The organism is Microvirga sp. HBU67558 (genome assembly GCF_018069605.1).
GTDB lineage: Bacteria > Pseudomonadota > Alphaproteobacteria > Rhizobiales > Beijerinckiaceae > Microvirga > Microvirga terrae.
The window spans coordinates 61,691-84,710 of the sequence record NZ_JAGPUP010000554.1; the positions used below are offsets into that span (position 1 = coordinate 61,691).

Annotated in this window: 26 protein-coding genes; 5 read left to right on the forward strand and 21 right to left on the reverse strand. The window is 67.2% G+C overall.

Features of this window, described 5'->3' with window-relative positions:
• Nucleotides 1–15: 15 nt before the first annotated feature.
• Both nusA and rimP read right to left on the reverse strand, forming a co-directional pair.
• A complete protein-coding gene (gene nusA / locus KBI52_RS25890) occupies nucleotides 16–1,635 on the reverse strand; it encodes a transcription termination factor NusA (protein ID WP_210812211.1) in 1,620 nt (539 codons plus the stop codon).
• Between the two features lie 12 nt (nucleotides 1,636–1,647).
• Nucleotides 1,648–2,277: a ribosome maturation factor RimP gene (gene rimP / locus KBI52_RS25895; RefSeq protein ID WP_210812212.1), complete on the reverse strand. Its 630-nt coding sequence runs from the start codon at nucleotides 2,275–2,277 to the stop codon at nucleotides 1,648–1,650.
• A gap of 305 nt (nucleotides 2,278–2,582) precedes the next feature.
• On the opposite strand from rimP, the gene KBI52_RS25900 reads away from it, so the two are divergent.
• The 3 genes from KBI52_RS25900 to KBI52_RS25910 are packed head-to-tail and all read left to right on the forward strand — an operon-like array spanning nucleotide 2,583 to nucleotide 5,522.
• Nucleotides 2,583–3,575 carry an efflux RND transporter periplasmic adaptor subunit gene (locus KBI52_RS25900; protein ID WP_210812213.1) on the forward strand — a complete coding sequence of 331 codons (993 nt, stop codon included), beginning with the start codon at nucleotides 2,583–2,585 and terminating at the stop codon, nucleotides 3,573–3,575.
• A gap of 1 nt (nucleotide 3,576) precedes the next feature.
• Complete coding sequence (locus tag KBI52_RS25905) at nucleotides 3,577–4,824, forward strand: ABC transporter permease (RefSeq protein ID WP_173948766.1); 1,248 nt, start codon at nucleotides 3,577–3,579, stop codon at nucleotides 4,822–4,824.
• Nucleotides 4,821–5,522, forward strand: a complete 702-nt coding sequence (locus KBI52_RS25910) for an ABC transporter ATP-binding protein (protein WP_173948767.1) — start codon at nucleotides 4,821–4,823, stop codon at nucleotides 5,520–5,522. The genes KBI52_RS25905 and KBI52_RS25910 overlap by 4 nt, the downstream gene beginning before the upstream one ends.
• A 3-nt stretch (nucleotides 5,523–5,525) precedes the next feature.
• Here the strand turns inward: KBI52_RS25910 and KBI52_RS25915 are convergent, their stop codons facing one another.
• The 9 genes from KBI52_RS25915 to KBI52_RS25955 all read right to left on the reverse strand — a co-directional run bounded on the left by KBI52_RS25915 (nucleotide 5,526) and on the right by KBI52_RS25955 (nucleotide 14,366).
• The gene (locus tag KBI52_RS25915; RefSeq protein ID WP_210812214.1) at nucleotides 5,526–6,209 is read right to left on the reverse strand and encodes a tRNA (guanosine(46)-N(7))-methyltransferase TrmB; all 684 of its coding nucleotides are present in this window, start codon (nucleotides 6,207–6,209) and stop codon (nucleotides 5,526–5,528) included.
• 149 nt (nucleotides 6,210–6,358) lie between these two features.
• Entirely contained in the window at nucleotides 6,359–7,537 is a 1,179-nt protein-coding gene (metK, locus tag KBI52_RS25920; protein ID WP_173948769.1) for a methionine adenosyltransferase, read from the reverse strand.
• A 106-nt stretch (nucleotides 7,538–7,643) separates the two neighbouring features.
• Nucleotides 7,644–8,057, reverse strand: a complete 414-nt coding sequence (locus tag KBI52_RS25925) for a helix-turn-helix domain-containing protein (RefSeq protein WP_173948770.1) — start codon at nucleotides 8,055–8,057, stop codon at nucleotides 7,644–7,646.
• Between the two features lie 47 nt (nucleotides 8,058–8,104).
• Complete coding sequence (lnt, locus tag KBI52_RS25930) at nucleotides 8,105–9,706, reverse strand: apolipoprotein N-acyltransferase (protein ID WP_210812215.1); 1,602 nt, start codon at nucleotides 9,704–9,706, stop codon at nucleotides 8,105–8,107.
• A 30-nt stretch (nucleotides 9,707–9,736) separates the two neighbouring features.
• Nucleotides 9,737–10,768 carry a hemolysin family protein gene (locus KBI52_RS25935; protein WP_173948772.1) on the reverse strand — a complete coding sequence of 344 codons (1,032 nt, stop codon included), beginning with the start codon at nucleotides 10,766–10,768 and terminating at the stop codon, nucleotides 9,737–9,739.
• 20 nt (nucleotides 10,769–10,788) lie between these two features.
• On the reverse strand, nucleotides 10,789–11,247 hold the full coding sequence (gene ybeY / locus KBI52_RS25940; RefSeq protein ID WP_173948801.1) for an rRNA maturation RNase YbeY: 459 nt from the start codon (nucleotides 11,245–11,247) through the stop codon (nucleotides 10,789–10,791).
• Nucleotides 11,248–11,261: 14 nt separating this feature from the next.
• Nucleotides 11,262–12,359: a PhoH family protein gene (locus tag KBI52_RS25945; RefSeq protein ID WP_371823213.1), complete on the reverse strand. Its 1,098-nt coding sequence runs from the start codon at nucleotides 12,357–12,359 to the stop codon at nucleotides 11,262–11,264.
• A 204-nt stretch (nucleotides 12,360–12,563) separates the two neighbouring features.
• Nucleotides 12,564–13,922, reverse strand: a complete 1,359-nt coding sequence (gene miaB, locus KBI52_RS25950; RefSeq protein WP_210812216.1) for a tRNA (N6-isopentenyl adenosine(37)-C2)-methylthiotransferase MiaB — start codon at nucleotides 13,920–13,922, stop codon at nucleotides 12,564–12,566.
• Between the two features lie 108 nt (nucleotides 13,923–14,030).
• A complete protein-coding gene (locus tag KBI52_RS25955; protein ID WP_210812217.1) occupies nucleotides 14,031–14,366 on the reverse strand; it encodes a helix-turn-helix transcriptional regulator in 336 nt (111 codons plus the stop codon).
• Nucleotides 14,367–14,479: 113 nt separating this feature from the next.
• On the opposite strand from KBI52_RS25955, the gene KBI52_RS25960 reads away from it, so the two are divergent.
• A complete protein-coding gene (locus KBI52_RS25960) occupies nucleotides 14,480–15,649 on the forward strand; it encodes an MFS transporter (protein WP_173948775.1) in 1,170 nt (389 codons plus the stop codon).
• Between the two features lie 31 nt (nucleotides 15,650–15,680).
• Here KBI52_RS25960 and KBI52_RS25965 read toward each other — a convergent pair whose 3' ends face one another.
• Both KBI52_RS25965 and KBI52_RS25970 read right to left on the reverse strand, forming a co-directional pair.
• Nucleotides 15,681–16,364 carry a glutathione S-transferase family protein gene (locus tag KBI52_RS25965; protein WP_173948776.1) on the reverse strand — a complete coding sequence of 228 codons (684 nt, stop codon included), beginning with the start codon at nucleotides 16,362–16,364 and terminating at the stop codon, nucleotides 15,681–15,683.
• 19 nt (nucleotides 16,365–16,383) lie between these two features.
• Nucleotides 16,384–16,623 carry a DUF1127 domain-containing protein gene (locus KBI52_RS25970; RefSeq protein WP_173948777.1) on the reverse strand — a complete coding sequence of 80 codons (240 nt, stop codon included), beginning with the start codon at nucleotides 16,621–16,623 and terminating at the stop codon, nucleotides 16,384–16,386.
• 121 nt (nucleotides 16,624–16,744) lie between these two features.
• Between KBI52_RS25970 and gcvA the strand changes: the two genes are divergently transcribed.
• Nucleotides 16,745–17,677: a transcriptional regulator GcvA gene (gene gcvA, locus KBI52_RS25975; RefSeq protein WP_173948778.1), complete on the forward strand. Its 933-nt coding sequence runs from the start codon at nucleotides 16,745–16,747 to the stop codon at nucleotides 17,675–17,677.
• Here gcvA and KBI52_RS25980 read toward each other — a convergent pair.
• The 8 genes from KBI52_RS25980 to trpS form a co-directional block, all read right to left on the reverse strand.
• Nucleotides 17,569–18,453 carry a 1-acyl-sn-glycerol-3-phosphate acyltransferase gene (locus tag KBI52_RS25980; protein WP_210812218.1) on the reverse strand — a complete coding sequence of 295 codons (885 nt, stop codon included), beginning with the start codon at nucleotides 18,451–18,453 and terminating at the stop codon, nucleotides 17,569–17,571. The genes gcvA and KBI52_RS25980 overlap by 109 nt on opposite strands.
• On the reverse strand, nucleotides 18,450–18,905 hold the full coding sequence (locus KBI52_RS25985) for a Fur family transcriptional regulator (protein WP_210272225.1): 456 nt from the start codon (nucleotides 18,903–18,905) through the stop codon (nucleotides 18,450–18,452). The genes KBI52_RS25980 and KBI52_RS25985 overlap by 4 nt, the downstream gene beginning before the upstream one ends.
• Before the next feature lie 50 nt (nucleotides 18,906–18,955).
• Nucleotides 18,956–19,441, reverse strand: a complete 486-nt coding sequence (locus KBI52_RS25990) for a GNAT family N-acetyltransferase (protein WP_173948780.1) — start codon at nucleotides 19,439–19,441, stop codon at nucleotides 18,956–18,958.
• A gap of 11 nt (nucleotides 19,442–19,452) precedes the next feature.
• Nucleotides 19,453–20,136, reverse strand: coding sequence for a tRNA (adenosine(37)-N6)-threonylcarbamoyltransferase complex dimerization subunit type 1 TsaB (gene tsaB / locus KBI52_RS25995; RefSeq protein WP_210812219.1), 684 nt, complete (start codon nucleotides 20,134–20,136; stop codon nucleotides 19,453–19,455).
• A gap of 205 nt (nucleotides 20,137–20,341) precedes the next feature.
• Nucleotides 20,342–20,530, reverse strand: a complete 189-nt coding sequence (locus tag KBI52_RS26000; RefSeq protein ID WP_210812220.1) for a hypothetical protein — start codon at nucleotides 20,528–20,530, stop codon at nucleotides 20,342–20,344.
• Nucleotides 20,531–20,598: 68 nt separating this feature from the next.
• Nucleotides 20,599–21,159 carry a NifU family protein gene (locus KBI52_RS26005; RefSeq protein WP_173948783.1) on the reverse strand — a complete coding sequence of 187 codons (561 nt, stop codon included), beginning with the start codon at nucleotides 21,157–21,159 and terminating at the stop codon, nucleotides 20,599–20,601.
• 174 nt (nucleotides 21,160–21,333) lie between these two features.
• Nucleotides 21,334–21,831 (reverse strand): universal stress protein, encoded by a 498-nt coding sequence (locus tag KBI52_RS26010; RefSeq protein ID WP_173948784.1) that lies wholly within the window; start codon nucleotides 21,829–21,831, stop codon nucleotides 21,334–21,336.
• Between the two features lie 82 nt (nucleotides 21,832–21,913).
• Nucleotides 21,914–22,954, reverse strand: coding sequence for a tryptophan--tRNA ligase (gene trpS / locus KBI52_RS26015; protein ID WP_173948785.1), 1,041 nt, complete (start codon nucleotides 22,952–22,954; stop codon nucleotides 21,914–21,916).
• Between the last annotated feature and the right edge of the window lie 66 nt (nucleotides 22,955–23,020).

Here is a 23,020-nt window from a genome sequence, read left to right on the forward strand (position 1 = left end):
TTTACCATGGCCCAGTTAAGACGGCTGAGCCTCGGTCTCGGCCTCTTCGGCCGATCCCTCGGTCTCCACCGTCTCTTCCGGCTGCTCGATCCAGCCGGCCTTCACGCGGGCGGCCATGATCATGTTCTCGGCGTCCGCACGGGACAGGTCGAAGCCGTCGAGCGCACCCTTGTAGCGGGTCGCCTCCGGGCCGCGGCCTTCCGTCCAGCCGACGAGATCGTCGGTGGCGCAGCCGGCCAGGTCCTCGACATTCTTGATGTCGTTCTCGCCCAGAGCCACCATCATGGCAGTTGTGACGCCGTCGATCTCCTTCAGGTCGTCCGAGACGCCCAGTTCCTGGCGGCGGGCGTCGTTCTCGGCCTCGATGCGGGCGAGGTATTCCTGCGCGCGGCTCTGGATCTCGGCGGCCGTATCCTCGTCGAAGCCCTCGATGGAGGCCACCTCGCCGGCATCCACGTAGGCGATCTCCTCGACGGAGCGGAAGCCCTCGGAGGCCAGCAGCTGGCCCACGACCTCGTCCACGTCGAGAGCGTTCATGAACAGCTCGGTGCGCTCGGCGAATTCCTTCTGGCGCCGCTCGGATTCCTCGGCTTCGGTGAGAATGTCGATGTCCCAGCCGGTGAGCTGCGAGGCGAGGCGCACGTTCTGGCCGCGGCGGCCGATGGCCAGCGAGAGCTGATCGTCGGGCACCACCACCTCGATGCGGTCGGCCTCCTCGTCGAGCACCACCTTGACCACTTCCGCAGGCTGGAGCGCGTTGACGATGAAGGTCGCCTGGTCCTGGGACCAGGGGATGATGTCGATCTTCTCGCCCTGCAGCTCGCCCACCACCGCCTGGACGCGGGAGCCCCGCATGCCCACGCAGGCGCCGACCGGGTCGATGGAGCTGTCGCGCGAGGTCACGGCGATCTTGGCCCGGGAGCCGGGATCGCGGGCCACCGCCTGCACCGACACGATGCCGTCGTAGATCTCTGGCACCTCGGAGGCGAAGAGCTTCGCCATGAACTGCGGATGGGTGCGCGACAGGAAGATCTGCGGCCCGCGGGCTTCGCGGCGAACGTCGAAGAGATAGGCGCGGATGCGGTCGCCCGGGCGGAAGGTCTCTCGCGGGATGAGCTCGTCGCGGCGGATGATCGCCTCGCCGCGGCCGAGATCGACGATCACGTTGCCGTATTCGACGCGCTTGACCGCGCCGTTCACGACCTCGCCGATGCGGTCCTTGTATTCCTGGTACTGCCGGTCGCGCTCGGCGTCGCGCACCTTCTGCACGATCACCTGCTTGGCCGACTGGGCGGCGATGCGGCCGAAATCGAAGGGCGGCAGGGTGTCGGCGATCACGTCGCCCACCTGGGCGGCCGGATTGTGGCGGGTGCGGGCCTCGGCCAGGGTGATCTCGCGGGAATCGTTCTCCACCGCGCCGTCGTCGACCACCAGGAGGTGGCGGGCGAGGCGCAGCTCGCCGGTCTTCGGGTTGATCTCCGCGTGGATGTCGGTCTCGGCCCCGTAGCGGGACCGGGCCGCCTTGGCGATGGCATCCGCCATGGCGTCGAGCACGATCTGCTTGTCGATCACCTTCTCGCGCGCGACCGCATCGGCGATCTGCAAGAGTTCAAGCCTGTTGGCGCTGATAGCCATCGAGGTCGCTCCTTAGTTCGGTTTTGTCTGATCGGACGGGTCCGGCGTCTCGTCGGGCGCATCGACCACATCCGTGTCTTCATCAAGATCGTCCGTGGTCGGCGCCGTTCCGCGGCGCAGCGATTCACGGATCAGCTCGTCGGTGAGAACGAGGTGAGCCTCGCCGAGATCCGTCAGGGGCACCCGGGCGATCGGATCGAGACCTTCCTTTACGTCCGGCAGCTCGATCACGAGCATCCCGTCCTCCACCCCCCGGAGGAGGCCGCGGTAGCGCTTGCGGCCGGCGACCGGCACGGCCATCTCCACCTTGGCCTCGTAGCCGCTCCAGCGCTCGAAATCGCTGACGCGCACGAGCGGGCGGTCGATCCCCGGCGAGGAGATCTCCAGATGATAGGCCGTGGTGATTGGATCCTCGAGATCGAGAACCGGCGAAATCGCCCGGCTCACGGTCTCGCAATCGGCCACCGACATGGTGCCGTCCGGCCTCTCGGCCATGATCTGGACGGTGCATCCGTTCTGGCCGCTGACCCGCACCCGCACGAGATTGAAGCCCAGATCCTCGATCACCGGCTCGACGATGGCCGCCACCCGGGCGGCGACGCCGTTCTCGGTGATCAGTCGGTTGTCGCGTTCGTTTGTCATGGCTCTCCGCACGCCCCGGGGTCCAAGCAATAAAAAAGAGCGGACCCCGGGGGGCCCACTCTCGACCAGCAGCTTGACGCTGCAACCAGAGCTGACGTGAGAGATATACCGATTCACGTCGAAAAATGCAAGAGTTCTCTCGATCGTCCCGTCATGCGCCCGCCGTCTGGTCCGCAACCGCCCGAGGTCCTGCCGGTGCTCCGCGACGGAAGGCGAGCCGCAGCCGGGTCGAGAAAGCTGCGCTGTCGCGGCCGGGCCTGAGCTATAATAGGCAAGGGTCTCCTTCGGAGCATCATGCCTTGACGATGTCCCGCGTTCTTCTCCTCGGGCTCGCGCTGCTGGCCGCTGCGGCGGCCTCTTGGCGCCTCAGCCGCCCGCAGGAGGTCACCACGGTGTCGCCGAAGCGTGGCGACGCCGCCGAGATCGTCTATGCCACTGGGGTCGTGGAGCCGCGCACCTGGGCCAAGGTGGCGCCTCTCCTGCGCGAGCGGATCGTCGAGCTGTGCAATTGCGAGGGCGAGTCGGTGGAGCGCGGAGCGGTTCTGGCCCGCCTCGACAGCCGCCAGCCGGAGGCCACCCTGGCGGAGCTGAAGGCGCGGCAGAAGCTGACCATGGCCGATTACGACCGGATCGCCGCCCTGGTGGAACGACGGGTCGCCAGCGATCAGGCTCTCGACCGGGCCCGCAGCGAGCTCGGCCAGATCCAGGCCCTGATCGCCGGCCAGGAGACCCGGCTCGAATCCTATGTCCTGCGGGCTCCCATGAGCGGCGTCGTCCTGCGCCAGGACGGCGAGGTGGGAGAGGCGGCCGAGCCCGGGACGATCCTGTTCTGGGTCGGTGAGCCCAAGCCCCTGCAGGTGGAGGCCGACGTGAACGAGGAGGACATCCCGCGCGTGGCGGTCGGCCAGCGCGCCGTCCTCAAGGCGGACGCCTTTCCGGACCAGGTCCTGGACGCGAAGGTCGATTCGGTCACTCCGAAGGGCGATCCCATCGCCAAGACCTATCGCGTCCACCTGGCCCTGCCGCAGGACACGCCCTTGCGCATCGGTATGACCGTGGAGGTGAACGCGATCGTGCGGATCGAGCCCGGCGCTCTTCTCGTCCCGACCAACGCCCTGCGCGGCGGCGCCCTGTTCGTGCTCGACGGCGCTGTGGCCCGCAGGCGCGACGTGACAGTCGGCATCCGGGGAGCCAGCAACTCGCAGATCCGGCAGGGCCTCTCCGACACGGACCGGGTGATCGCCCCGTTCCCGGACGAGCTTGCCGACGGGACGAAGGTTCGGGAAAGGCAGGGGTGACATGCGCCTCATCCTGGAACTGGCCCTGACCCACATCGCCGGGCGCGGACGCCAGACGATCGTGGCGATCCTGGGCGTCGCTCTCGGGGTCGGCTTCTCCATCGCCATGGCGGCCCTGATGCAGGGCACCGAAAAGGATTTCGTCGCCCAGCTCGTGGACACCATGCCGCACGTTCAGATCACCGACGAGCACCGTTCGCCCCGGCGGCAGCCCGCGGAGGATCTGTTCGCCGCGGCCCAGTTCGAGGGCTTGCGGCCGAAGGAGGACCGGCGCGGCATTCTCAATCCGGCCGCGGCCACGGCTTCCCTGAGGGCCTGGGTGCCCGGACGCATGGCGCAGGCCCTGCGCACGCAGGGCGTGGTCCGTTACGCCGGGCGCGACGTGGGCGTGACCGTGATCGGCATCGAGCCGGAAGGCGAGGCTGAAGTCTCGTCCGTCGCAGGGGACTTCCTGTCGGGCAGTTTCGACACGCTTCGGTCCGGCGGCAACAACATTGTCGTGGGCGACCGCCTGGCGCAGAGGCTCGGCGCCTCCACGGGCACCACGATCCAGGTCGTCGCTCCGACCGGCCAGTCGCGCGGCTTCCGGATCGTCGGGCAGTTCCACACGGGCACCAACGCCCGCGACGAGGGCGAAGCCTACGTGCTTCTCAAGAACGCCCAGATCCTGAGCGAGCGCCCCAACGCCATCAACGACATTCGCCTGCGCCTCGACGATCCGGCGGCCGCCCCCCGGGTCGCCCGCCAGGCGGAGGCCGAGCTCGGCTACAAGGCGGTGCCCTGGCAGGAGGCGAACGAATCGCTTCTCGAGGCGCTGGTGGTGCGCAACGTGGTCATGTACACGGTGGTGGGCGCGATCCTGCTGGTGGCCGGGTTCGGGATCTTCAACATCATCTCGACCATCACGCACGAGAAGGCGCGCGACATCGCGATCCTGAAGTCCCTCGGCTTCACCCAGGCCAACATGCGCCGGCTGTTCCTGATCGAGGGGTTGGCGCTCGGGCTCGCCGGTTCCGTCGTCGGCTGGGCCATCGGCCTTCTCCTCTGCCTCGCCCTGTCGCAGGTGGAGTTCAAGCTTTCGGGCGCCGGGGTCGGCCGCGAAATGACGCGCCTGCCCCTCTTCTGGAGCGTCTGGCACTACGCGATCGCCTCGGCCTTCGCCCTCGTGTCCGCCGGCGTGGCCGGCTATCTCCCGGCGCGTCAGGCCGCGCGGCTCAATCCGGTCGACATCATCCGGGGCGCCACATGACTTGGCGAATCGAGGCCGACCACCTCACCCGCGTCCTGCCCGCCACCGTGCCGGTGACGCTGGTGCGCGACGTGTCGCTGACGGTGGGCGAGCGTGAGTTCATCGCCATCACGGGCCCGTCGGGCTCCGGCAAGTCGTCGCTGCTCTACCTGCTGGGCCTTCTCGACCGCCCGACGAGCGGCACCTTGAGGATCGACGGGCGGGACACCTCCACCCTGGACGACCGGGCCCTCGCCCGCCTGAGGCTCGAGATGCTGGGTTTCGTGTTCCAGTTCCACTTCCTGCTGCCGGAATTCACGATCCTGCGGAACGTGGAGCTGCCGATGCGCAAGGCGGGCCGGCTGTCGGCGGCCGCCATGCACGACCGCGCCGCGGCCCTGCTGGAGGAGCTCGGGCTCGCCGGCCATCTCGACAAGAGGCCGGATCAGCTCTCGGGCGGCCAGCGCCAGAGGGTGGCGGTGGCGCGGGCGCTCGCCAACGATCCCCATGTGGTGTTGGCCGACGAGCCGACCGGCAGTCTAGACAGCAAGAACTCGGAGCAGGTGTTCCAGATCCTGCGGGGCCTCGTGCACAAGGGCGGAAAGACCGTTGTTGCGGTCACCCACGACATGGAGTTCGCCGCCCGGGCTGATCGCCGCCTCCATCTCGTCGACGGCACGGTGATGAGCGACGAGCGCGCGGCTGCGTCACCCGCCTGACGATCAGACCCGCACGAAGGTGAGATAGCTCGGCACCCGGCCCTCGCGGATGGCCTTGGCCTCGTAGCGGGTGCCCGGCCAGCCGTCGTAGGGCCGGCGCCAGTCGTCGGCCCGGGTGGCCGTCCAGCGGAAATGCCGGGACCGCAGGGCTCGGGCCAGCACCCAGCCGATGTAATCGTCGATGTCGCTGGCGAAACGCAGCTCGGCGCCGGGCTTCATCACCCGCGCGAGACTCTCGAGGGTCTCGTCGGACACGAGGCGGCGCTTGCGCTGCCGGCGCTTGGGCCAGGGGTCGGGATAGAGAATGTAGACCCGGTCGAAGGAGGCGTCGGGCAGGGTCGGCAGGAGGTCGGTGACATCGTCGTCCCAGACGCGGACATTGTCGAGGCGCTCGTGCTCGACCACCGCGAGAAGCTTCGCCATGCCGTTCACGAAGGGCTCGCACCCGACGACATTGACGTCGCGGTGCGCGCGGGCCTGCGCGGCGAGATGCTCGCCGCCGCCGAACCCGATCTCGAGCCAGGTTTCCCGCGCGTCCCGGTTGGGAAACTGGTCCGACAGAGGTCTGCCCGGGGCGACGCGGATCGCGGGTAACAAGGTCTGAACCAGTTCGTCCTGGCCGGCGCGAAGCTTCTTGCCCTTGCGTCGCCCGAAAAAGGCGCCGGCCCGATCGGCGGCTTCGCTCATGGGACCAATGCTCCTGGGGACGGTACGATCGGGCTGAGAAACAGGCGCGTGTCGTGCCGGGAATGCAATGAGAGCCGATTCACCCGAGAGGGAACCGGCTCGTATCGTGAGGCTCAGGGGCCGGATGCGTCCGGCCCGCCAGGCGGATCTTAGCGGAACGCCGCCTTGAGGCGGTCGGCCAGATCCGTGCGCTCCCAGGAGAAGCCGCCGTCCGCATCCGGCTTGCGGCCGAAATGGCCGTAGGCGGAGGTGCGGGCATAGATCGGCTTGTTGAGGCCGAGATGCGTGCGGATGCCGCGGGGCGACAGATCCATGGCGTCCATGAGGATCGCCTCCAGCTTGCCCTCGTCCACCGTGCCGGTGCCGTGGAGGTCCACGTAGATCGACAGGGGCTTGGCCACGCCGATGGCGTAGGAGAGCTGCAGGGTGCAGTTCTCGGCGAGACCCGCGGCAACCACGTTCTTGGCGAGATAGCGCGCCGCGTAGGCGGCCGAGCGGTCCACCTTGGTCGGATCCTTGCCGGAGAAGGCGCCGCCGCCGTGCGGGGCTGCGCCGCCGTAGGTGTCCACGATGATCTTGCGGCCGGTGAGGCCGCAATCGCCGTCGGGTCCGCCGATGACGAACTTGCCCGTGGGGTTCACGTGCCAGATCGTGTCGGGCGAGATCCAGCCCGCGGGCAGGGTCTGACGGATATAGGGCTCGACAATCGTGCGCACGTCGTCCGAGGAGAGGCTCTCGTCCAGGTGCTGGGTCGACAGGACGATCTGGGTTGCCGCGACGGGCTTGCCGTTCTCGTAGCGCAGCGTGACCTGGCTCTTGGCGTCGGGGCCGAGCTTGGCCGCGTCGCCGACCTTGCCCTTGCGGGCCGCAGTCAGGTTCTCGAGGATCTTGTGGGCGTAATAGATCGGCGCCGGCATCAGCTCGGGCGTCTCGTTGCAGGCATACCCGAACATGATGCCCTGGTCGCCTGCGCCCTCATCCTTGCTGCCGGCGGCGTCGACGCCCTGGGCGATGTGGGCCGACTGGGCATGGAGATAGACCGACACGTCGGCGGTCTTCCAGTGGAATCCGTCCTGCTCGTAGCCGATGTCCTTGATGGCGTTCCGGGCGAGCTCGATCACCGTGTCCTTGGTGATGGATTCAGGGCCGCGGACCTCGCCGGCGATGACGACGCGGTTGGTGGTGGCCAAGGTCTCGCAGGCCACTCGGGCTTCCGGCTCGGCGGCCAGATAGGCGTCGACAACGGCATCGGAAATCCGGTCGCAGACCTTGTCCGGATGCCCCTCGGAGACCGACTCGCTCGTGAAAAGATAGCTCGAACGCCGCACGATGGGATTCCTTCAGGCAATGAAAATTGGTTAACCTGTAACAATGGACAGGCTCAGAAACATGCTCATGCCGCAGGCTGAGGGAAAGGTCAAGCGAACGTGTTCTTTATGACGAACGCTCAACCTCCTCCTGCGAGGCCAGCGAACTGACGAGCTGAACGATGCTTTTGCGAACCCTGGGGCTCTTGATGCTGGCAAAGGTTCGGACGAGCTGCAGGCCTTCGGGGGTCGACATCATGTCGGCCACGTAGGGAGGCGAACCGCTTTCGGCGAAGCCGCCTTCGGGCTTTCCGCCCCTGATCCCGTCAAAAAAGAACTCGATCTCGACATTGAGGATCTTGGCGATTTCGACGAGGCGGGCCACGCTGATCCGGTTCATGCCCTTTTCGTATTTCTGAACCTGCTGAAAGGTCAGGCCAAGCATATCGCCAAGCTTCTCCTGGCTCATCCCGATGGAGACACGGCGCATCCGCACTCTGCTTCCGATTTCCTTATCGATCGAGCCCGTCGACTTCTTCATTATGGCCTGTCCCCTTGCCGAAACTGACGCAGCATCGAAGCATTTTTTTATGGGAATGGCGGGTGCCTGCGACGTGCAATCAGGATGATTAAGCAGATCGAAAGCGTGGCCGTCAAAGAAAACATGCCCCACTTCCTATAAAGAGTAGGAGGGCCTGCAACCGGCAGATCGGCATCCAAAATTCCCTCAATCCCCAGTTGAAGATCGGCCGTGACACGGCCGAAAGAATCGACGACGGCCGAAATTCCCGTATTGGCGGCCCTGACCAGAGGAAGGCCTTCCTCGACCGCCCGCAGACGGGCCTGGGCGAAATGCTGATAGGGCCCCGGCGTCTGCCCGAACCACGCGTCGTTCGTGACATTCACGATCAGGTCGGGACGCGGACCCGCGGCCAGGATCTCGCCTGGAAAAATCGCCTCGTAGCAGATCGTCGCAGCCACCGGCGGGAGGCCCGGAATGGACAAGGTTGTGCGCGTCCCGCTCGGCTCGAATCCACCGGGGATGTGCACGAACTGGCGCAGTCCTGCGGCCCGGATCAAGGCCTCGAGAATTTTCGGCACATACTCCCCGAACGGGACCAGATGCACCTTGTCGTAGGTGCCGAGGATCGTGCCCTTCTCGTCGATCACCTGGATGGCATTGTAGAACTTGCCCGCGGCCTCACCCGGCAGGGGAGCATCCATACGGGCGGCGCCCGTGATCAGGACGGAGCCCGGCCCGAGCAGGGTGGCGATCTGCGCGAGCGAGCCGGCATCGCGGTGGAGCAGGAAGGGGAACGCCGATTCCGGCCAGACGATATGGGTCGGCGCCGCCGGGCTGCCGTCGCGGCGCGGGCTCGCGCTCAGATTCAGGTAGCGCCGCATGATGGCGTCCCGATTGCGCGGGTTGAACTTGGCATCCTGCGGCAGGTTGGGCTGCATGATGCGCAGATGCACGGCCTCGACGACGGGCGAAGCCTCCGACGGGACGCGCCACATGCCGAAGAGCGCAAGGCCGGCGAGGAGACAGGCCGCGATCGCAGGAGTGGTCCAGCGGGCCCGCCCCGTGGTGCCGGTGAGCAGCACGGCCGGCGCCGCACCGATCAGGAGGCTCAGGAAGGTCAGGCCGTAGAGGCCGATCAGTGCGGCAGACTGCATCAGCCACAGGTTCTGGCCGAGCGCCATCCCGGGGTTGTTCCAGGGAAACCCGGTGAAGAGATGGCCCCGCAGCCATTCGCTGACCGTCAGCCCGAAGGCAAAGGCGAGGATGCGCCCGGCATCCGGCAGCCAGAGCAGGCGGGCGAGGACGAAGCCGAAGGCGGGAAAGAAGGCCAGCAGGGCAGGCAGCCCAAGCACGCCGAACGGCATGGCCCAGGCGAACTGGTCCGCCTCCACAAGAAAGGCAGCGCCGAGCCACCACAACCCGGCGACGAAATAGCCGAAGCCCCAGAACCAGCCGAGGAGGCCGGCGGATCGGAAAGCGGCCCCGCGAGACGGACCGTTCCTGGCCGTGCCGTCCAGGAGCCAGATCGCGGGGACCAGGGAGAGGACAAGAGCGGGCAGAAACCCAAAGGGCGGCATGGCCAGGGCGCCGGCGGCTCCGGCCGCAAAAGCCGTGAGCCAGCGGCGCCAGCCTCGCAGGAGGCTGACGCGCTTCGCCAAGAGCCTCATTTGGCCAGGAGCCTCATTTGGCCAGGAGCCTCATTCCGCGGCAGCGCTTTCAGGACGCGGCGCGACCGGTTTTCCTTCGCTGATCTCCACCTCGGTCGAGGCCGGGGTGCGGCGATGGACGCGAAGGCGTTTCACACGCCGCGGATCGGCGTCGAGAACCTCGAATTCCAGGCCCGACGGTCCCTCGATCACCTCGCTGCGGGACGGGACGCGGCCGGCCAGGGTGACGATGAAGCCGCCGATCGTATCGATGTCCTCGGCGCCTTCCTCCTCGGTGAGGTCGAGCCCCAGAACCTCCTTGACCTCGTCGAGGCTGGCGCGGGCATCGGCGATGTAGGTGCCGTCGGCCGCCGGCACGATGGTGAGGGTCGAATCCTCGTCGTGCTCGTCCTCGATGTCGCCCACCACCATCTCGACCAGATCCTCGATCGACACGAGGCCATCGGTCCCGCCGTATTCGTCGATCACGAGGGCCATGTGTGTCCGGGTCGCCTGCATGCGCACCAGCAGGTCGATCGCCGGCATGGAGCGCGGCACGAACAGGACCGGACGGAGGATGTTGGCGGAGGAGAGCGCCATCGACAGGTCGATCTCGCCGAGGCTCGGCAGGGGGGCCTCGTGTCCGGATCCGGCCACAGCCCCGCCATCGGCCCGCATGGCGATGAAATCGAGGAAGTCGCGGATGTGAACCATCCCCTTGGGGTCGTCCAGGGTCTCGCCGTAGACAGGCAGCCGGGAATGGCCGGCCGTGCGGAACAGGCTGAGCAACTCGCCGAGATTGGTGTCCGCCGCCACCGCCACGATGTCGGCGCGCGGCACCATCACGTCCTCCACGCGGATGCGGTGGAAGGAGAGCACGTTCTTGAGCATCGCCCGCTCCTGGGGCGAGAAATCCGTGTCCTCGACGGTTTCCGCGAGGACGTCCTCAAGATCGTGGCGGATGGATTCGCGGGGTTTCAGGCCGAGACGGGTCAGAACCCGGTCGTACCAGTGGTCGCGTGTGTCGTCTGTCTCGGTGAGGGTTCGGACAGGTCGGTCGCTACGACTTCGATCTTCGTTCATTGCTTTGGGTTGTCAGCCGTTCATGCTGCCATGTCGCGATAGGGATCGGCGATGCCGAGGGTGGCGAGCGCCTTGACCTCAAGAGCTTCCATGATCTCCGCCTCCGCCTCGACCTCGTGGTCGTAGCCGAGGAGATGCAGTACTCCATGGACGATCAAATGGGCAAAATGATGCGCGAGCTCCTTGGATTCCTCCTCGGATTCGCGCACCAGCGTCTCGTAGGCTAGAGCAATATCGCCCAAATGGCGAGGGCCTGTGGCGCCCGGCTGCTCGGGCGCCGGGAAAGAGAGCACGTTGGTAGGCTTGTCCTTGCCCCGCCAGGTGCGGTTCAGGTCCCGGATCTGGGCATCGTCGGCGAGCATGACGCTCGCCTCGAATGCGCCATCCGCTTCATAGGTCACCGCGAGGGCGGCCTCCGCGGCCTTCTGGGCGAGGGCCTCCGCGTCCGCGAGGCGGTCCCAATCTCCCGCCTCGATCATGATGTCGAGGGTGATCACGGCCGGCGGTCCCGGTAATCCGGGCGCGGCGGCTCCGGCGGCGCCTCGCGGGCGGCCTTGTCGTAGGCCGTCACGATGCGGCGTACCAGGTCATGGCGCACCACGTCGGCCTCCTTGAAGGTGACGCGGGCGATCCCCTCGACGCCGTTCAGGATGCGCACCGCCTCGACCAAGCCGGATTTCTGACCCGGCGGCAGGTCGATCTGGGTCGGGTCGCCCGTGATGATCATCCGCGAGCCCTCGCCGAGGCGGGTCAGGAACATCTTCATCTGCATCGACGTGGTGTTCTGCGCCTCGTCGAGCAGCACCAGGGCGTTGGTGAGGGTGCGCCCGCGCATGAAGGCCAAGGGGGCGATCTCGATCATGCCGGTCTGCAGGCCCCGGTCCACGTGCCGGGCCTCCATGAAATCGTAGAGGGCGTCGTAGATCGGCCGGAGATAGGGATCGACTTTCTCGCGCATGTCTCCGGGCAGGAAGCCGAGCCGCTCGCCGGCCTCGACGGCCGGGCGGGAGATGATCAGGCGGTCGACCTGACCGGCTTCGAGCAGCGACACCGCATACCCGACGGCCAGCCAGGTCTTGCCGGTGCCGGCCGGGCCTTCGGCGAAGACGAGCTCGTTCGTCTTGAGCGCCTTGATATAGGTGTTCTGGGAGGCGTTGCGGGCGCGGACCGGTCCGCGCCGGCGCGTGGAGATCTGGTCGAAGGCCGTGAGCCCCGGGACCGGCGGCTCCTCGGCGGCCGGGAAGAGGCTGCCCTGCAGCGTGCTTTCCTCAACGGCACCATCCACGTCGCCGGGCCCGAGCGCTCCGCCCTGGCGGGCGCGCTCGTAGAGCCCTTCCAGGACCCGGCGGGCCATCTCGGAGGCTTCCGGCGTGCCCTTCACGGTGACCCGGTTGCCGTTGGCGATGGCGGTCACGTTCAGGCGCCGCTCCAGATGGGCGAGGTTCTGGTCGTATTGTCCGAAAACGAGGCTGGCGAGGCGATTGTCGTCGAAGGTGAGGACGATCTCGGCCTCTTCGACGACGCCGGGATGCAAGCTGCTGGCGTTCCGCCCCTTTTGGGCTCGTGCGGTCACATTGTCCGCTGGGCTCAAATGCCTCTCCTCTGAAGTTTCGCTGCAAGACGTGCGGCGAACGAATATGGGGTCTCACGCGGCCGGAGACTAGCGCATCGTGCGGGCCCAGCGGGCCGCGCTAGCGAAAAGTGGCCCTGGTTTTCCGCGCAGAACGATGCGCCAGCCAAGATAAGAAGCATCGGATCCGATCCCACAAGTGGGTCCACTCTTGGGGCCGATACTCTAGGCGGCGGCCTGGCTGCCGGGACCGACCCAGTCCCCGAACAGGCTGTTCGAGCCGGCCCGCGTGATCCGCACCGTCACGATCTCTCCGACGGCGTGACGGTCGGTCTCGATCTGCACGGCCTGCAGATAGGGCGACTTGCCCGCCATCTGGCCCGGATGACGACCCGGCTTCTCCAAGAGAACGTCGAGGGTCTGGCCTACGGTTCCGTGGTTGAAGGCCTGTCGCTGCATTTCCAGCAGATTCTGCAGCCGCGCCAGACGCTCGGCCTTCACGGGCTCGGGAACCTGCGCGTCGATTTCGGCCGCCGGCGTGCCGGGGCGGGGGCTGTACTTGAACGAGAAGGAGCTGGCGAAGCCCACATCCGCCACGAGCCGCATGGTCTCCTCGAACTCCGCATCCGTCTCGCCCGGGAAGCCGACGATGAAGTCGGACGAGAGGGCGAGTTCGGGCTGCGCCTCGCGGATGCGCGCGATCAGGCGGCGGTACTCGTCGCCGGTGTGCCGGCGGTTCATCGCGTCGAGGATGCGGTCGGAGCCGGACTGCACCGGCAGGTGCAGGTAGGGCATCACGGCGGAAAGGTCGCGATGGGCGGCGATCAGCTCGTCGTCCATGTCGCGCGGATGGCTCGTGGTGTAGCGCAGGCGTGCGATTCCCGGCACCTCGGCCAGACGGTGCAGCAGGCGGCCGAGCGACCAGACGGAGCCGTCCGGGCCCTCGCCGTGATAGGCGTTCACGTTCTGCCCGATCAGCGTGAGCTCGCGCACGCCCGCATCGGCCAGCCGCAGGGCCTCGTCCAGGATCTTGGCCACCGGCCGCGACACCTCCGTCCCACGGGTATAGGGCACCACGCAGAAGGTGCAGAACTTGTCGCAGCCCTCCTGGATGGTGAGGAACGCCGACACGCCCCGGTTCCGGATCGCCGCCCTCGACGGCTTGGGCAGGTGGTCGAACTTGTCCTCGATCGGGAATTCCGTGTCGACCACGCGCTCGGACCGCGGCTTCTTCAAAAGCCGCGGCAGGTTGTGATAGTTCTGCGGACCCACCACCACGTCGACGGCAGGCGCGCGGCGCAGGATCTCCTGGCCCTCGGCCTGAGCCACGCAGCCGGCCACCACGATCTTGGTCTCCTGGCCGAGCGCCTCCCGCTCCTTCTTCATCTCGCGCACGCGGCCGAGCTCGGAATAGACCTTCTCGGCGGCCTTTTCGCGGATGTGGCAGGTGTTGAGGATGACGAGGTCCGCCTCTTCCATGGCGGCGGTTTCGCTGTAGCCCTCGGAGGTCAGCATGTCGGCCATGCGCTCGGCGTCATAGACGTTCATCTGGCAGCCATAGGATTTGACGAAGACTTTTTTCACGAGGTCGGCCTGTGGTGAAAGGGTGGAGCCCCGTCTTTAAGCGCTTTGGGCCGGCAAGAGAAGAGAGTTGCCGCTGTGACAGAGACAACACCGATTGCGGCCCTCCCGTTAAGCCTCCGGTCCCGGCTTGGGCCGACCGGCCTGGCAAGCGATGATCGAGTCGAGGAAGCCCGGGAAGCGATAGTCGAGGTCGGCCCGCCGCAGGCTGATCATGCGCTTCGTGCCCTCGGGCCGGACCCTGACGAGCCCGGCTTCGCGCAGCTTGGCCAGATGATAGCTCAACCCCGTCTTGGAGCCGAGATGCAGGAACTGGCTGCAGGTCATCGCATCCTGCTCGCCATGGGCCAGAAGCCCGATGATGGCGAGACGCGTCTCGTCGCCGAGGGCCGACAGGACGTGGGCCAGCTCGATCTGATCGGCATGGGGATGGGGAAGGGACGTCATGCGGTTCAACATAAGGGTTTTTGCTCGTAGTTCAACATCTCTTGAACTAGTCCTTGACACGTGGAGATCAAAGGTTCAATTGTTCAATAATCGTTGAACAAACCGGGTGGACCATGAACAAGCGCCTCTTCTGGCTGGCTCTCGGCACCTTCGCCATCGGGGCGGAGGGATTCGTCATCGCGTCGCTCCTCCCGCAGATCTCCGAAGATACCGGCGTGACCCTGATCGAAGCCGGATATCTCGTGGTAGCCTTCGCGCTGGTCTATGCGACCGCCTCGCCGGTCCTGACGGCGCTCACCGCCGACCGGGACCGGCGCACGATCCTCACGGCGAGCGCCGTGGTCTTCGCCGCCGGCGCCCTGAGCGCCGCCTTCGCCCATACCTATGCGGTTCTCCTCGTCGCCCGGATCGTGATCGCCTGCGCGGCCGGGCTCTACGCCGCGACCGCCCAGGCGACCGCGGTCGCGATCTCCCACGCCGACCATCGGGCGCGGGCGATCGCCATCGTGGTCGGCGGAACATCCCTCGCCGTGGCGTTCGGGGCGCCTCTGGGCGCGTTCGTCGCCGGCTGGGCCGGCTGGCGGGGCACCTATGCGAGCATCGCCCTGGCCGGGGTGATCGCCGCCCTGGCGATCCGCCTCATGCTGCCGGGCGGATTGCGCGGCACGAGGATGTCGCTCCGGAGCCGGTTCGCGGTCCTGTCGCAGCCCGGAATCCGTACCGCCCTGGCGACGACGCTGCTCTACATGACGGCGGGCTTCATGATCTTCACCTATATCGCACCCATGACCCTGCAGGCCGCCGGGCTCGTCCGGTCCCTGCTGCCCACCGTGCTGCTGGTCTATGGCAGCGGCGCCGCCCTGGGGAACTATCTCGGCGGGCAGATGGCCGACCGCTGGGGCGCGCAGCGCATGGTGACGATCGCCATCGTTCTCAACACGGGCATGATGCTGTTCTTCACGCTCCTCGGGCATTTGCCGGACGGGTGGGCGGGGCCGGCCTTCCTCGGCGCCCTCTTTCCCTGGGGCGTCATGTCGTGGTCCTTTCCGCCCGCCCAGGCGAGCCGGATCCTGGCGATCGCGCCGGGCAGCGCCCCGCTGGCCCTCTCGCTCAACGGCTCGGCCCTGTATTTCGGCGTGGCGCTCGGCTCGTTCATCGGGGGGCTGGTGCTGCGCTATGCGACCGTGGGTGATCTCGGCTGGGTGGCCGCTCTCTTCCTGGTCACGGCGCTCGTCCTGGTCCGTGCGGGACGGTTACGGCCGGCCGGACTTCCGGCGGCCTGACCGGCAGGAGATTGAGGGCCGCCTGTCTCCCTCAATCGCCGAAGGCGCCCTCGACCGGGGCCGACAATGCGGCATCGGCGGCCAGGATCTCGGACACGACCTTCGCGAAGGCCGGGCGGGCGCCGAGCCGTCCATACCAGCCGGCCAGGGCCTCGTGACCCTTCAGGGACGGGCCGCCGAGGCGGCGGGTCCAGAAGACGGGCATGAACACCGCGATGTCGGCGGCCGAAAAGGCGTCGCAGAGATAGTCCCGGCCCTGGAGCGCCCGGTCGATTTCGGCGAAATGGCCGGCCAGGGCCGCCTCGGCCTCCCGGGCCTTCGCTTCCTTGGCGTTCCAGCGCTCGAGATCGTCGGGTTTCGGCTCGGTCCGGTGCATCAGGAAGCGCAACGGGGCCAGCATGACCTCGTCGCCGAACACGTCGAAGAGCCGGCACCGGGCCCGTTCTGCCGGAGACGCCGGATAGAGTGCCGGATCCGGGTGGGCGTCCTCCAGGTATTCGAGGATCACCGTCGAATCGTAGAGGGACAGATCCCCGTCCACGAACACCGGGACCTGTCCCTTGGGATTGACCGCGAGGACGTGCGGATTCTTCGGGCTGTAGCCGGCGGTCTGCGTGAACGGCACCAGGATCTGCTCGAACGCGAGCCCCTTCTCGTGAAGAGCGATCTCGACCTTGCGGGAGAAGAGGCTCACGGGGCCGGAATAGATCTTCATCGGGGTGCCTTTCGGGATGTCATCGGCTGAACGCGGCCGGCAGGTGATCCTGCCAGCGATCGACATTCAAGCCTTCCACATCGGCCCGCGACAACCCGATATCGGCAAGCTCCCGGTCGTCCATCCGGTACAGGACCCTGGAGTTCCTGCGTGCGTCGAGCCAGGCCTCAACCTTGAGCAGAAGCTGAAGCAGGGCACCCTTGTGCTCACGGCCAAGGCTGTGAAACCCAAGATTTACTGTGGCATGTCCGATCGCCATGGCGGGTCTCCTTCAATGGCGTTGCATTGAAGAGAAATGTGCTCCCATGATAGGTTATAGGCAAACGAGAACTTCTTGCGCGTCGCCCAAGCAAAACTTGGGCAAAATCCCTGGATCCGCCATGTCCCGCCGACGCCTGCCACCCCTGAACGCCCTGCGCGCCTTCGAGGCTGCGTCCCGCCACCTGAATTTCGAGAAGGCGGGCGACGAGATCGCCGTGACGGCGAGCGCCGTGGGCCAGCAGGTGAAGGCGCTCGAAGCGTGGCTCGGGCGTCCCCTCTTCGTCCGTCATCCGAGCCGCGGCGTGGCGCTGACACCCCTGGGCGAGGCCTATGCCACTTCCCTGTCGGACATCCTCGATCGGCTCGACCATGCCACCGCCCAGGCCCTGCGCCCGGAAGCCTCCCATGTCATCACGGTCAGCGCGATGCCGAGCCTCGCGTCGAACTGGCTCATCCCCCGGCTCGGATCCTTCCAGGCTCGGTATCCGGATTTCGACGTCCGGGTCTCGGTCTCGATGCAGCTCACCGATTTTGCCCGGGAGGACGTGGATATCGCGATCCGCTTCGGCCAAGGCGCCTATCCGGGCCTGCGCACCGACCTGCTGATGGACGAATATTTCTTCGCGGTGTGCAGCGCGGGCCTTCTGGGCGATCCGGAGCGGCCCTTGCGGGAGCCCGCGGACCTGCGCCGTCATACCCTCATTCACGAGGCCGTCGGAGCGGTGCCGGACTACACCACCTGGGACCGTTGGCTCGCGGCTCTCGGCGTCACGGGCGTCGACACCTCCCGCGGCCCGCGCTTCACCCACACCTATCTCTGCCTGCAGGCCGCCGCGTCCGGTCAGGGTGTGGCCCTCGCCACCAACGTGCTGATCGGCGACTATCTGCAGGCCGGGCGCCTGGTTCAGCCCTTCCCGCAGCAGGTGAAGGGGGCCTACCAATATTACGTGGTCTGCCCCGAGGCCACCGCCGACCGTCCGGCTCTGGCGGCCTTCCGGGCCTGGCTGATGGAGGAGGCGAAAGCGTCCGGCGTGGAGGCGACGCGGGGGTGAACGGCCTCAAGCCCCTTCAAGGCACGGCGTACCTCGGCCTCGGCGGAGGCGGTCGCCTGCTTGCGGTTGCCGTTGAACGGGATCGGCTCGCCCCAGGTGACCACCACGTCGAGCGGGACGCCCTGGACGAACAGCTTGAGGTGGGGCGCGAGATCCATGTCGCCGTACCAGGCGATGAACGGGCGCTCGCGCCGGGTCACCGGCAGGCCGTTGCGGCCGGTATAGGCGATGGCGAGCGGCTGGAGGAACACCCGCTCGACGCTGTCGTGCATGAGGGCCGTCTGGGCGGCGCCCACCAGGGACGAGCGGAAGGGCAGGAGACGGTTGCCGTCGCTCGTGGTGCCCTCCGCGAACAGGACGATCACCTCGCCCTTCACCAGGCGGTGGGCGAGCGCGTCGTTCACCTCGGCGGTGGCCTTGCGGCGCTGGCGGTCGATGAAGACCGAGCGCTGAAGCCGCGCGAACAGGCCGACCACGGGCCAGCCTTCGATCTCGGATTTGGCGATGAAGGAGAGGGGATGGAGCGATCCGATCACTGGAATGTCGAGCCAGGAGACGTGGTTCGACAGGACGATGGTCGGCGCATCGGTCGGCGGCGTTCCCCGCTCGATGACGCGCACGTTGAAGATCTTCAACAGTGCCCGGTGAAACCACACCGGCAGCCGGTGCAGCATCGACGACCATCCGAAGCGCAGAGCCAGCATCTGCCAGGGTACGAGCACGAGGCTGCACAGGCCGAGCAGCAGGAGCCTGAAGACGACGCCGGGTTTCGTCACGCATCGTCCTTGTCGAGCGGCACCGCATAGAGCTCGAGCCGGTGATAGACGACCCTGTAGCCGAGCCGCTTGGCGATCTCGTTCTGCAGCGCCTCGATCTCCTCCGAGCGGAACTCGATCACGTCGCCGGTCTCGAGATTGATGAGGTGATCGTGGTGCTCCCGCGCGGCCTGCTCGTAGCGCGAGCGTCCGTCGCGGAAATCGAGCCGCTCGAGAATGCCCTCCGTCTCGAAGAGTTTCACCGTACGGTAGACCGTGGACAGGGAGATGCGGTCGTCCACCTCGGCGGCGCGCCGGTGCAGCTCCACCACGTCCGGGTGGTCGGCGGCCGAATCGAGGATCTGCGCGATGATCCGGCGCTGGCCGGTCATCCGCAGGCCCTTGTCGCGGCAGGCACGCTCGATGGCGTCCGACCGGCGCGTTTTGGCGGATGTGCTGTTGCGTGTGACCAAGGCTCGAGTGACTCCTTGCGGAGGCTTATAAGCGAGGGACGCGAAGCGGGCTATAGGTCCAGGGCCATGGTGAGCGCGGCCACCCTCGTTCCATCGGCCTTCTGATAATAGCCGTCCCGCCGTCCGATGTCTCGAAAGCCCAGGCGACGGTAGGCGGCCAGGGCCGGCGCGTTGCCGTCCTCGACCTCCAGATGCACGCGGGCCACGCCCCGGCGCGCGAGCTCGTCGAGGTGGCGGGAGAGGAGCGGGCGGGCGTGGCCCTTGCCGCGCGCCTCCGCGGCGATCGCCACCGTGATGATCTCCGCCTCGTCGAGCACGATCCGCGACAGGGTGAAGCCCACCGGTTTGGCCGTGCGCCCGAGGAAGAGGCCGTCCGCCACGACTCCGCGCTCACCGAGCAGGCGCTCGAAATCGAGCGTGCTCCAGCCGCGGGCGAAGGCCGAGGCGTGGATCGCCGCCAGACGGGCGGCCGCCTCGGTCCCGACGGGTTCGATGCGCGGGGCCGGTGGATGGATGAAGCGGTCGAGAATGCTCATCGCGAGAATTCTCACTGTCTCGCGATACGGGCCCCGTCCTGCGGCTTGGCGTCGGGCTCGCGCAGGTAGAGGGGCTTGGGCAGGGCCTGGTTCGGGTCGGCCAGCGCGCCGAGGCGGGCCACCCAGGCGATGTCGGGAAAGCCCGCGATGTCGTTGATATGCGCCTCGACTCCCTGGGCGCGGGCTTCGGCCGCCAGCATGGCCGATGCGGAACCGGCGACCAGGATCGGGCCGGATCCGAGCAGCCGGATCGCATCGCGGTAGGTCATGAGGCCCGGCGGGATGATCGTACGCCCGCCCGGGGCGATCGCCTGGATGTAGATGTGGCCGTGCTTGGCGTCGATCGCCGCGGTGAAGAGCCCGCGCCGGTCGCCCACCATCAGGGGCGCCAGGAAGGCCGACAGGGTCGCGACCCCCACGGCGGGAATGCCGGCCGCCAGGCCGATGCCGCGGGCGGCCGCGATGCCGACCCGAAGGCCCGTATAGCTGCCGGGCCCGACCGTGACGGCGACCCGGTCCAAGCTTTCGAAGCCGCCCTCGACCTGGGCCGAGAGCCGGTCGAGCAGCGGCATCAGGGCCTCGGCATGGCCGCGGTCCATGGGGATGGTCTCGGCGGCCAGCGGCACGAGTTGCCCGGCTTCCACGATGCAGGCCGAGCAGGCGCCGAGGGCGGTATCGATAGCAAGGACGCGCAACTTTCGTCTCCGTCAGGTCTGCGCCATTCTTTAGAGCATCGGACGGAAAAGTGGATCCGGTTTTCCGTGTTGACCGATGCTCTCGTTCAAGAAGAAAGCATCGGATTCATCCCAAAAGTGCAAGTCCACTTTTGGGTCCGATGCTTTAGAGCATGAGTCGGAGAGGAGGGAACCCGGTTTCTTGCCAGTTTATCGCCGTTGCGCATCACGCGATGGCGCAGAACTCCTCGAAGACGGAGCGGCCGGGCGAGGAATTGGCGCTCGTCGGGCCGAGCTTCGCGAGATCGGCGACCGCACGCAGGGTCTCGTCCGGGATCGAACGGTCCTGCCACCAGCGATGGGTGCGGGCGTGGCGGAAGAGCCGGTCGAGAGCGGAATCGGGCAGGGCGGGCAACGGGAGGCTTCAAAGAAAAAGCGCGGCCAGGGCAGCCGCGCTTCGAGAGCTGAATTCCGAAGGTCCGATCAGACGGCCTGCACCTCGCGCACGTCCGGCAGGAAGTGGCGCAGCAGGTTCTGGATGCCGTGGCGCAGGGTGGCGGTCGAGGACGGGCAGCCCGAGCAGGCGCCCTTCATGACGAGGTACACGGTGCCGTCCTTGAAGCCGCGGAAGGTGATGTCGCCGCCGTCGCCCGCCACCGCCGGGCGGATGCGGGTTTCGAGCAGCTCCTTGATGGTCTCGACCGTGGCCGCATCGGCATCGTCGAAGAATTCCTCGCCGTCCTCGTCCGTGGCGCCATAGCCGTTGGCGAAGAGCGGCGCGCCGGTCATGAAATGCTCCATGATCGCACCGAGGATCGCCGGCTTCAGGTGCTGCCACTCGCCGTCCGCCTTTGTGACGGTGACGAAGTCATAGCCGAAGAACACGCCGGTCACGCCCGGGACGGAAAAGAGCCGCTCGGCGAGGGGCGAGATCTCGCCCTGCTCGGGCGTCTTCGCCTCGAACGTGCCTTCCGGCATCACGACGCGGCCGGGCAGGAACTTCAGGGTGGCGGGATTGGGGGTCGCTTCGGTCTGGATGAACATCGCTTCTTTCGTCCTCTGCGCCGGTTCAAGGCCGGCCGAGTAGGGGTGTTAGAATCGTTCTAACAGGTTCCACTTCCAATGTGGAATGGATCGCGGTGGATTCCAAGGGGGAATGGGTGTCCGAGCGGCATGTCCGGGCTGCAGGATCCGGCCGCGCGCGGCAGCGGGCGAAGGTCAGCCCGCCAGCGCGTCGATCTCCTCATCGGTCAAGCTGCCGGGCACGATCACGATCGGAACCGGAAAGGAGGCCGCCGAGCGGCCGGCAAGAGTCGAGACCAGGGGGCCCGGCCCCTCCTTGGCGCTGCCCGCGGCCAGCACCAGGAAGGAGATGTCCTCATCCTCGTTGATGAGCTTCATGATCTCGTCGGCCCGAACGCCGACCCGGATCACCTGCTCGGGATCGACGCCGGCGGCGCTGCGGGCCTCGCGGGCGGCGGCATCGAGCCATTTCTGCGCCTCCTCGCTCGCCTCCTCGATCATCGCCTCGCCGACGCCGAGCCATTCGAAATTGTCGGGCGGATCCACGACGGCCAGCATGATCATGCTGGCGCCGGTGCGGGCCGTTCGCCGCGAGGCGAAATGGACCGCCCGGGCGCATTCCGGAGTCTGGTCGACCACCACCATGAATTTCGGGCGGTGGCCCGATTCGTAGGACCGACGTTTGCCGCTCACTGCCAGCTCTCCTGCATCAGCACCGATGCTGCCCTGCCGTCACGGCAAGAGCAAGCCCGACCATCAGCAGCAAGCCCGACCATCAGCGCGCGCGCACGAAGCCGACGATGTCCTTGACGGCGTCCATGGTCACGGACGCGATGGCCCGGGCCCGGGCCGAACCGTCCGCCAGCACCGCATCGATATGGCCGGGATCGCCCATGAGGCGGCGCATCTCGTCAGCCACGGGCGACAGCTTCGTCACCGCCACGTCCACGAGGGCGGCCTTGAAGCCGGAGAACTGCGAGCCGCCGTGCTGGCGCAGCACCTCGTCCGGCGTCGTGTCCATGAGGGCCGCATAGATCGCCACGAGGTTCTCGGCTTCGGGGCGGGCCTTCAGGCCCTCGACCTCGCTCGGCAGAGGCTCGGGATCGGTCTTCGCCTTGCGCACCTTCTGGGCGATGGTGTCGGCATCGTCGGTCAGGTTGATGCGCGAGTAATCGGACGGGTCGGATTTCGACATCTTCTTGGAGCCGTCGCGCAGGGACATGACGCGGGTGGCGGGACCCTGGATCATCGGCTCGGTCAGCGGGAAGAAGGCATCGCCGAAACCGTTCGCGGCAATCGATTCCGCCCAGTCGTTGTTGAACTTCTGGGCGATGTCGCGGGTCAGTTCCAGATGCTGCTTCTGGTCCTCGCCCACCGGCACGTGGGTGGCCCGGTAGACCAGGATGTCGGCCGCCATCAGGTCCGGATAGGCGTAGAGGCCGACCGAGGCGTTCTCCCGGTCCTTGCCCGCCTTGTCCTTGAACTGGGTCATGCGGTTGAGCCAGCCGAGGCGGGCCACGCAGTTGAACACCCAGGCGAGCTCCGCGTGCTGCGGCACCTGGGACTGGTTGAACACGATGTGGCGCTCAGGGTTGATGCCGGCGGCCAGGAACGCGGCGGTCACCTCGCGGATCTGGCGGGTGAGGTCGGCCGGGTTCTGCGGCACGGTGATCGCGTGCATGTCGACGACGCAATAGATGCAGTCGAAGTTCTCCTGCATGGCGACGAAGCGCTTGATGGCGCCGAGGTAATTCCCGAGATGGAGATTGCCGGTGGGCTGAACGCCCGAGAACACCAGCTCCTTGAACTGCGCCATCGACTTGAACTCCGACTGAGGGCAGGTGCAGGTTTCAGGCCTGACAGTCAACCGCCCCAGATATGG

Excerpts from the sequence above, each read along its gene's own strand:
- ybeY (WP_173948801.1), bottom strand. The coding sequence starts at position 11,247 with ATGATCGAGGCGGGAGATTGGGACCGCCTCGCGGACGCGGAGGCCCTC.
- nusA (WP_210812211.1), bottom strand. The coding sequence starts at position 1,635 with ATGGCTATCAGCGCCAACAGGCTTGAACTCTTGCAGATCGCCGATGCG.
- lnt (WP_210812215.1), bottom strand. The coding sequence starts at position 9,706 with ATGAGGCTCTTGGCGAAGCGCGTCAGCCTCCTGCGAGGCTGGCGCCGC.
- gcvA (WP_173948778.1), top strand. The coding sequence starts at position 16,745 with ATGTCCCGCCGACGCCTGCCACCCCTGAACGCCCTGCGCGCCTTCGAG.
- KBI52_RS25900 (WP_210812213.1), top strand. The coding sequence starts at position 2,583 with ATGTCCCGCGTTCTTCTCCTCGGGCTCGCGCTGCTGGCCGCTGCGGCG.
- KBI52_RS25960 (WP_173948775.1), top strand. The coding sequence starts at position 14,480 with ATGAACAAGCGCCTCTTCTGGCTGGCTCTCGGCACCTTCGCCATCGGG.
- KBI52_RS25970 (WP_173948777.1), bottom strand. The coding sequence starts at position 16,623 with ATGGCGATCGGACATGCCACAGTAAATCTTGGGTTTCACAGCCTTGGC.
- KBI52_RS25925 (WP_173948770.1), bottom strand. The coding sequence starts at position 8,057 with ATGAAGAAGTCGACGGGCTCGATCGATAAGGAAATCGGAAGCAGAGTG.
- rimP (WP_210812212.1), bottom strand. The coding sequence starts at position 2,277 with ATGACAAACGAACGCGACAACCGACTGATCACCGAGAACGGCGTCGCC.
- KBI52_RS25910 (WP_173948767.1), top strand. The coding sequence starts at position 4,821 with ATGACTTGGCGAATCGAGGCCGACCACCTCACCCGCGTCCTGCCCGCC.
- KBI52_RS25915 (WP_210812214.1), bottom strand. The coding sequence starts at position 6,209 with ATGAGCGAAGCCGCCGATCGGGCCGGCGCCTTTTTCGGGCGACGCAAG.
- trpS (WP_173948785.1), bottom strand. The coding sequence starts at position 22,954 with ATGGCGCAGTTCAAGGAGCTGGTGTTCTCGGGCGTTCAGCCCACCGGC.
- KBI52_RS25905 (WP_173948766.1), top strand. The coding sequence starts at position 3,577 with ATGCGCCTCATCCTGGAACTGGCCCTGACCCACATCGCCGGGCGCGGA.
- KBI52_RS25990 (WP_173948780.1), bottom strand. The coding sequence starts at position 19,441 with ATGAGCATTCTCGACCGCTTCATCCATCCACCGGCCCCGCGCATCGAA.
- KBI52_RS25955 (WP_210812217.1), bottom strand. The coding sequence starts at position 14,366 with ATGACGTCCCTTCCCCATCCCCATGCCGATCAGATCGAGCTGGCCCAC.
- KBI52_RS26005 (WP_173948783.1), bottom strand. The coding sequence starts at position 21,159 with ATGTTCATCCAGACCGAAGCGACCCCCAATCCCGCCACCCTGAAGTTC.
- KBI52_RS25965 (WP_173948776.1), bottom strand. The coding sequence starts at position 16,364 with ATGAAGATCTATTCCGGCCCCGTGAGCCTCTTCTCCCGCAAGGTCGAG.
- KBI52_RS25935 (WP_173948772.1), bottom strand. The coding sequence starts at position 10,768 with ATGAACGAAGATCGAAGTCGTAGCGACCGACCTGTCCGAACCCTCACC.